Source organism: Paraburkholderia sp. GAS42, from assembly GCF_050436565.1.
Classification (GTDB): domain Bacteria; phylum Pseudomonadota; class Gammaproteobacteria; order Burkholderiales; family Burkholderiaceae; genus Paraburkholderia.
The window spans coordinates 20,578-27,166 of sequence record NZ_JBNDML010000041.1 but is presented as its reverse complement, the minus strand read 5'-3'; the positions used below and the strand labels follow the sequence as shown (position 1 = coordinate 27,166).

Genomic DNA, 6,589 nt, shown 5'->3' with positions numbered 1-6,589 from the left:
GTCATCGCCTTCAACGAATCGCTTCATGAGTCACCCGATCTCAGTGCGTTGATTCAGTGTAGGCGATCAGTGTGTTTTCACACACCCTCGGCCATGAACCGACAGTCGCGAGTACCAAAACGGCAGGTCATAGGCTCACTTCAGTCATTCGACGTTGAACAAACATTTGATTCAAACACCCGAGGCTCTGATTCGTTTTGTCCGCTGATCGGCTGACTATGAATGGAACAGATCATCGACGATCCGCCGACCCGCGCTATAACCGCCCATGAGCGCATCTGCTTCACTGAGAAATGGCTTGCCTTGTGATTCGCCAAAACGCGGGGGGGAGAAAACGGCTACTGCGGCGCCAGCCTTGCAGATCCTCACCACCGCGAGATATCCAACTTCTCCCGTAGCGGTGGGGCCGCCCCTCCAATTGAAGTCTGCCTCAAGGGCCACTTCGATTTCGAATCCTTGATATTGATATGTGCAGTTCATGGCGCCACATCTATGACTTGCTCCGGCATCCGCCGCAAGCCGCCGTGTTCGACAGCGGCCACGTGTCTGAAGAAAAGCTCAACGATTCCCCGGGTCGGTACACTCGTGGAAAGCGTCCCGATCTTGACGGGCGCGAACCATTTGCATCTAGTGATTTCGTTGCTCGGCTGCGCGATCGATTGATACGCCACCTCGGCGAAAAATACATAGTGCAGCGTGTTGAATCTGCTGAACTGAAAAAGGTAAGTCTGTTCGGTCGCAGTGAGTGTCGTTTCCTCCTCCAGTTCACGCAGTGCGGCTTCGTGAGGCGCTTCCCCTCGACGGATTCGGCCGCCCGGAAGCGCCCATCGCGATCTCAACCTGGCAACCAGCAAGATACGGTTGTCCCGGACACACAAAACGGTTGCCCTCTCTTTCATGGATGTCTGTCCGTTTGTTCGCAAGACTCTAAAGGACCTCAATCGTAATTTAGCTTGTTGATGACGTCTTTTTGGCCGCGTACGCTACCGTAAAATCTTGCCAATGCGGAACTCGCAGGCTGCGGCAATCAGCAAATGTCGTTGCGGGACGGGGAGTATAGCGATGAAAATGTCTCACAGATTAGGAGGTCCCGATACGGCGGGGCCGGTATGGGGGCTTGTCTTTGGCGTGTTCATGACGGCGGTCGGAATGGGTCTCTGGTTTTATGCGACGTCGTTGGCCCCCTCCGGACGACAAGATGAATCGTTGGCTGTAGCGGCCGTCATCGTCGGCCTGTTTTCTGCCGTCTACGCGGGGCGCGAACTCTTCCACAAACGTCGGTAGATCGCCTGCCAGCACTATGGATGTTGCCGATTAAGTGGCACTACCAGGTATGCCGGAGCGCGTTGATTTTGCCGCCGAGCGCGTCACGCTAACAGTCATGAGATCCGGTTGCTCCTTCAACGCCGTGGAGGGCCACCGATCTGCGCGTCTCGACTGTCGAGCGCCCTGGGGCGCGTATGCCATCACCTTGCGCCCAACCGCAATCGATATTAATCGACATGCGACCTGGACATTCCCCAACGCTAGTCACTGGCCCCGCTGGCGATAGCCAAGGCGAGGCAGTCTCGCTGCGACTGCAGACGTGACCAGGCGGTCATAAGCGCGTCGAGAGACGCCAGCTCCTTGTCGAGAGTTCCCAAACGCTGAAGCAGCGAGATGTACTCCCTTCGCACTGCAATCACGCCCTCAAGCGCCACCAAGGCTTGCTCAACTTCGCAGAGTTGTCGCCGCAGGTCATCTGTCATTTCAATCCTCCTGACGGACGAACGCATCCTGTTCGTACTGGACTCGCTCCAGCGACTCCGGTGCGCCTTGGCACTCGTTGCTGATGCCGAAGGCTGCGGGTAATCCGGCGAGCTTCCCTGATTCCCATTAGCACCCTCTTAAGGGCGTAGTGGATTGGCGCTGGCTCCCCTGGCGCGGCGTGATGGTAGGGGCACGGCTTCGCTCGAGGCATCTTCTAGTGTCCATGGCGGGCTCACCAAATTACTGTGTAAACGTACAGTATCGGAGGTTGCACGTAAAGACCTAGACTTACGATTCCGACACAAACGCGGAGCGCGCCATGGTCACCAAGACCGTCCGCCGGACATTTTCCGGTCTGACTTCGGCGTTTTCGCCAGGTCCGAAGGGCAAGCAAGGGGTCGCATATACCGTGAAATCAGCCCAGCAACGTGCCGACGAAGCCTGGAGACGTACGACGCACGGAGTCCATAGTTCCCAACTCAGTAAAGTTCCGAAAGCCTGATTTTCGGAAACCAGAAGCAAGACCGAGCCTGCCGTCCGAATTAGGTGTGATCGAAGCCGGAGACGAACTATGACTGCGCCGAAAAAACTTTACGGTGTGACACTGAAGCCCCACGCCAAGGCTCCGCGCAAGCTGATCGAAGTCCCCGACCCCGAGGCGCGCCTCGACCTTTTGGAAGCCGTTCGCCGAGCCGTAACAGAGAATCGGGAAGCTGGTGAGCGACGACCCCGAGAATAATTCGATCCAGTATGGTGTCCGTGACACAGGCGACTTGAGTTACGAAACATAGTCGCTCGGGTTGGAAAACATCGAATTGGGTTGCCGACGGGTACGGCGTAAGAAATCGCTCCACGCCTGAAAGCAGAGGTCGGATGGCGACCAAAGGTAACGCCGGGCGATATGGCGCGGTCGGGCAGGGACTTCGCGAACTGGCCGCAAGATTGAAAGTAGGTTAGTCCGTCTCTAAAACCAATGCCTCTTTCCGAGCCTGGACGCGTCCCTCGATCGCTATCGGTCAACAGCTGAGTTGGGTCGGCCAGCGACAGTCGCGGGCGGGCGCGTCCTCGCAGGAAGCATGTCAGCAGTTTTTTACTTACCCGACGCAGATCTCACTTTGTGTGACATCCGGCATGAGCAGCCGGTCGCACTCCGCAGAGCCGCTTCTAATTTTACTTCCGTACTGCTGCTACTTTCCCTTCAATGCACGGCCATCGACCGGCTCGTCCATCACTCGACGATCTTCGAGCTCAACGTCGAAAGCTATCGCCGTCGAAAGGCCAGCGACAAGCAGAGCGCGCGCCGACGACAATTACCCGACGACGATTACGATGGAGGCGCGACAACTATGAATTAGCCAGCGACAACTACACCCGTTGACCGGCCAAAATAGTTGTCGCTGACCGGCCGTGCTGCTTGACGTTGTCCAAGAGATGTTGCTTTATCTGGAATTACCTCTATTTTTGTAGAGGAGTTCTGCACGCCTGACTCGACGCTTTGTGGCAGATTTGCGGCACAACTTTGGCCGCTGTCCGACCATGGCGGCTCAATGCACGCGTGGCGCGACCTGTTTGCACTACACGATGGTGTACGCAGCCCTCAAGCGCAAGACGGTACGACGGACGTGATGCCGCCAACGCCGTCATCGGCAAAACCGTTGCTACCCCACTGATTCAATGCCCATAGCCGTTACCACCGGCGGAGCAGTCCAGCCAAAGAATTTTTTGCGAAACGGACGCGCCTTTCGTGCCGTGTCTGCGGCCATCTCCGAGCGCCGCCTCCACTTCGCTAAAAATCCTCTGCACGAGAGAACTACAGATGAGGGGACAGACAGCGATTGTTATGACAATTCGTCGTATTTTGAATGCCGTTTGTGCCTCTCTACGATGGCTCGAAGGGGTTGCGGCTTACCTGAGATCAGAACTTCAGGAGGTCATTCGATGGAAATCAAGTCAATCGTTGCTTACCAAGGACCTAATATTCATGCACATTTCCCGGTCATTCGGTACACCGTCGATCTGGGGAAGCTTGAGGAATGGCCAACCATGCGGCTTGGCCACGACTTCATCGATCGTCTGCTTGGCTATCTCCCCGGCCTTCAACAGCATGGCTGTTCCTACAATACCGCAGGCGGGTTCGTGCGACGCATGTGGGAAGGCGAGGGAACCTGGCTGGGTCACGTGATGGAACACGTAGCCATCGAACTGCAGAAGGTCGCGGGTTCGGACGTGAGCTTTGGCAAGACGCGTGCAGCCGGGCCGCGGGGACACTACGACGTAGTCTATGAGTACCATGATGAAGATGTCGGTCGGCGCGCCGGAAACCTGTCTCTTGCCTTGATCGAGCATCTTCTTCCTGACGAACTGAAGCCGGAGCAGAATCCTGAACAAGATTTCGACTTTGAGCATGAACTGGATGATTTCATCCGTTATGCGCGGAGTCGCGACCTGGGGCCAAGCACTGCCGCGTTGGTGAGCGCCGCAGGGAAGCGCGCAATCCCTTGTACGCGCCTGAACGGCGAGAGCCTGATACTGCTCGGCTACGGGTGTTTCCAGAAACGGATCAAGGCGACGCTCACCAGCGAGACGCGTCAGATCGCCGTAGACCAGGCATCGGACAAGGAGGAGACCAATCGGACCCTGCATGACGCGGGCCTTCCGGTGCCGCGGCAACGAAAGGTCTATAACGCCGGCGACGCCGTCGATAGCGCCGAACGCATCGGCTACCCGGTCGTGGTCAAGCCCTTGGACAGCAATCACGGGCAAGGCATATCAATCAAGCTTACAAGGCCAGAGCAGGTGGAACTCGCCTTTGAGAGGGCGCAAGAGTACAGCAGGGGGGTGCTCGTCGAAAGCTATATCCCGGGGTCCGATCACCGCATGCTAGTGGTCAATGGCGAATTGCTGGCGGTTGCCAGGCGCATCCCCGCTCATGTGTTGGGCGATGGGGTTCACACCGTAGAGGAGTTGGTGGAAGAGGTGAATAAGGATCCACGCCGGGGTGTGGGGCATGAAAACGTGCTCACCCGCGTAGAGCTCGACGGCGCGGCAAAACACCTCCTGGATGACGAGGGTTTTAGTCCCGGGACGGTACCCAAGCCGGGCGAGACCGTCTATTTGTGTGCCACCGCCAACCTCTCCACCGGTGGCACCGCCATCGACGTCACCGATAACGTGCACCCGGACAACCGGGCAATGGCCGTCCGGGCGATCAGGGCCATTGGCCTGGACGTCGGTGGTGTTGATTTCATCACCACTGATATCTCCGCGTCGTATCGTGAGACTGGCGGCGCCATTTGCGAGGTGAATGCCTGCCCGGGTCTACGGATGCATCTGGCGCCGAGCGACGGCACGCCCAGGGACGTGGCCGGGCCCATCATCGACATGCTGTTTCCACCCGGTGCTCCAACGACCGTCCCCATTGCAAGCATTACCGGCACCAACGGCAAGACCACCACGTCGCGCATGCTGGCCCATATCATGAAACTGGCGGGCTACACGGTTGGTCTGGGTACAACCGATGGCGTCTACATCGACGGACGGCTGACTGTGGAAGGCGACATGACCGGGGCGACATCCGCGCGCATAATTCTCGCGGATTCCGCTGTCGACGCCGCCGTACTGGAGACGGCCCGGGGCGGCCTGCTGCGGTGTGGTTTGGGCTATCCGGAGTGCAACGTGGCGGGCTGCCTCAACGTGACCGCCGATCACCTGGGTCTGCGTGGGGTCGAGACCGTGGAGCAGATGGCCGAGGTCAAACGCATCGTCATCGAAGTGGCGAAGGACATGGCTGTCGTCAACGCTGACGATCCCTTATGTCTGAAGATGGCGGATCATAGCCACGCAAACCGCCTGGGCTACGTGACCATGAACCCTGCCCACCCCTTGGTAAATGAGCATATACGGGCGGGTGGGGTGGCGGTCATTCTGGAGGAAGAGATAAACGGCCACATGATCACCCTGAGGGACTGTGGTCACTGTTTTCCGTTGCTGTGGACGCACCTGATTCCGGCCACGGTGCAAGGGCTCGCTTTGCACAATGTGCAGAACGCGATGTTCGCCGCGGCGCTCGCTCGCGGTCTCGGGATCGATCTCGAGGGCATCCGCCTGGGCCTGCGCACGTTCGAAAACACTTTCCAGCAGACCCCCGGCCGCATGAACATCTATGATCAGCATCCGTTCAGGGTGATTCTGGACTATGCGCACAATCCGGCGGCCGTGAAGACCATGTGCGCTCTTGTCGACCGGCTGGGCGCCGCGCGCGCGAAGATCATTTCGCTGACGGTCCCGGGCGACCGCCGTGACGAGGACGTGCTGGAGATCGCGCGTATTGCGGCCGGACACTTCGAACATTACATTTGCCACCGGGACTGCGACTCGCGTGGGCGGGCTCACCTCGAAGTGCCGGAAATGCTGTGCTACGCGCTGCGCGAGAACGGGGTCGGCGCAGAGCAGATCGAGGTCATCGCCGATGAGCAGGCAGCGAATCAGTCGGCGCTCGAGATGGCCGGCCCTGGCGATCTGCTCCTCCTGTTGAGCGAAGACTACACGCATGCCTGGGAGCAGATTGTGCACTTCAGGCCCAATGGGCAAGCAGGGCATGCGGCCGAGAGAAGACCAGGGCCCGTCAAGATCCGTCTGGACGATCTGGGCGGGTTCGAATGGGACAGTAGCATGGAGATCATCCGTGACGAGCGCGGCGTGCGGCTAGCGCGAGAGATCGAGGATTGAATGAGTTTTCGCCGTGGTAACGGCGACGTCCCAGGCGGTCGCAAGCCGACCTGGTAGCAGGACCCCAAGGCGGGTGAAGCTTCCGAGCACACCCTTCATGAGCGTCAAGACT

4 protein-coding genes and 1 pseudogene are annotated in these 6,589 nt (G+C 58.6%); 3 read left to right on the top strand and 2 right to left on the bottom strand.

Annotated features, from left to right (window positions below; all coding sequences use genetic code 11):
* Window positions 1-476: 476 nt before the first annotated feature.
* Together P3T16_RS33620 and P3T16_RS33615 are read right to left on the bottom strand one after the other, a co-directional pair.
* Window positions 477-899 (bottom strand): NUDIX domain-containing protein, encoded by a 423-nt coding sequence (locus tag P3T16_RS33620; protein ID WP_429345492.1) that lies wholly within the window; start codon window positions 897-899, stop codon window positions 477-479.
* 627 nt (window positions 900-1,526) lie between these two features.
* A complete protein-coding gene (locus P3T16_RS33615; protein WP_429345491.1) occupies window positions 1,527-1,748 on the bottom strand; it encodes a hypothetical protein in 222 nt (73 codons plus the stop codon).
* Window positions 1,749-2,320: 572 nt separating this feature from the next.
* On the opposite strand from P3T16_RS33615, the gene P3T16_RS33610 reads away from it, so the two are divergent.
* The 3 genes and pseudogenes from P3T16_RS33610 to cphA all read left to right on the top strand — a co-directional run bounded on the left by P3T16_RS33610 (window position 2,321) and on the right by cphA (window position 6,477).
* Window positions 2,321-2,488: a hypothetical protein gene (locus tag P3T16_RS33610; protein WP_429259061.1), complete on the top strand. Its 168-nt coding sequence runs from the start codon at window positions 2,321-2,323 to the stop codon at window positions 2,486-2,488.
* A 469-nt stretch (window positions 2,489-2,957) separates the two neighbouring features.
* Window positions 2,958-3,104 (top strand): annotated as a pseudogene (locus P3T16_RS33605) (IS21-like element helper ATPase IstB); the annotation flags it as partial.
* A 583-nt stretch (window positions 3,105-3,687) separates the two neighbouring features.
* Entirely contained in the window at window positions 3,688-6,477 is a 2,790-nt protein-coding gene (gene cphA / locus P3T16_RS33600; RefSeq protein ID WP_429345490.1) for a cyanophycin synthetase, read from the top strand.
* The last annotated feature ends 112 nt before the right edge of the window (window positions 6,478-6,589 follow it).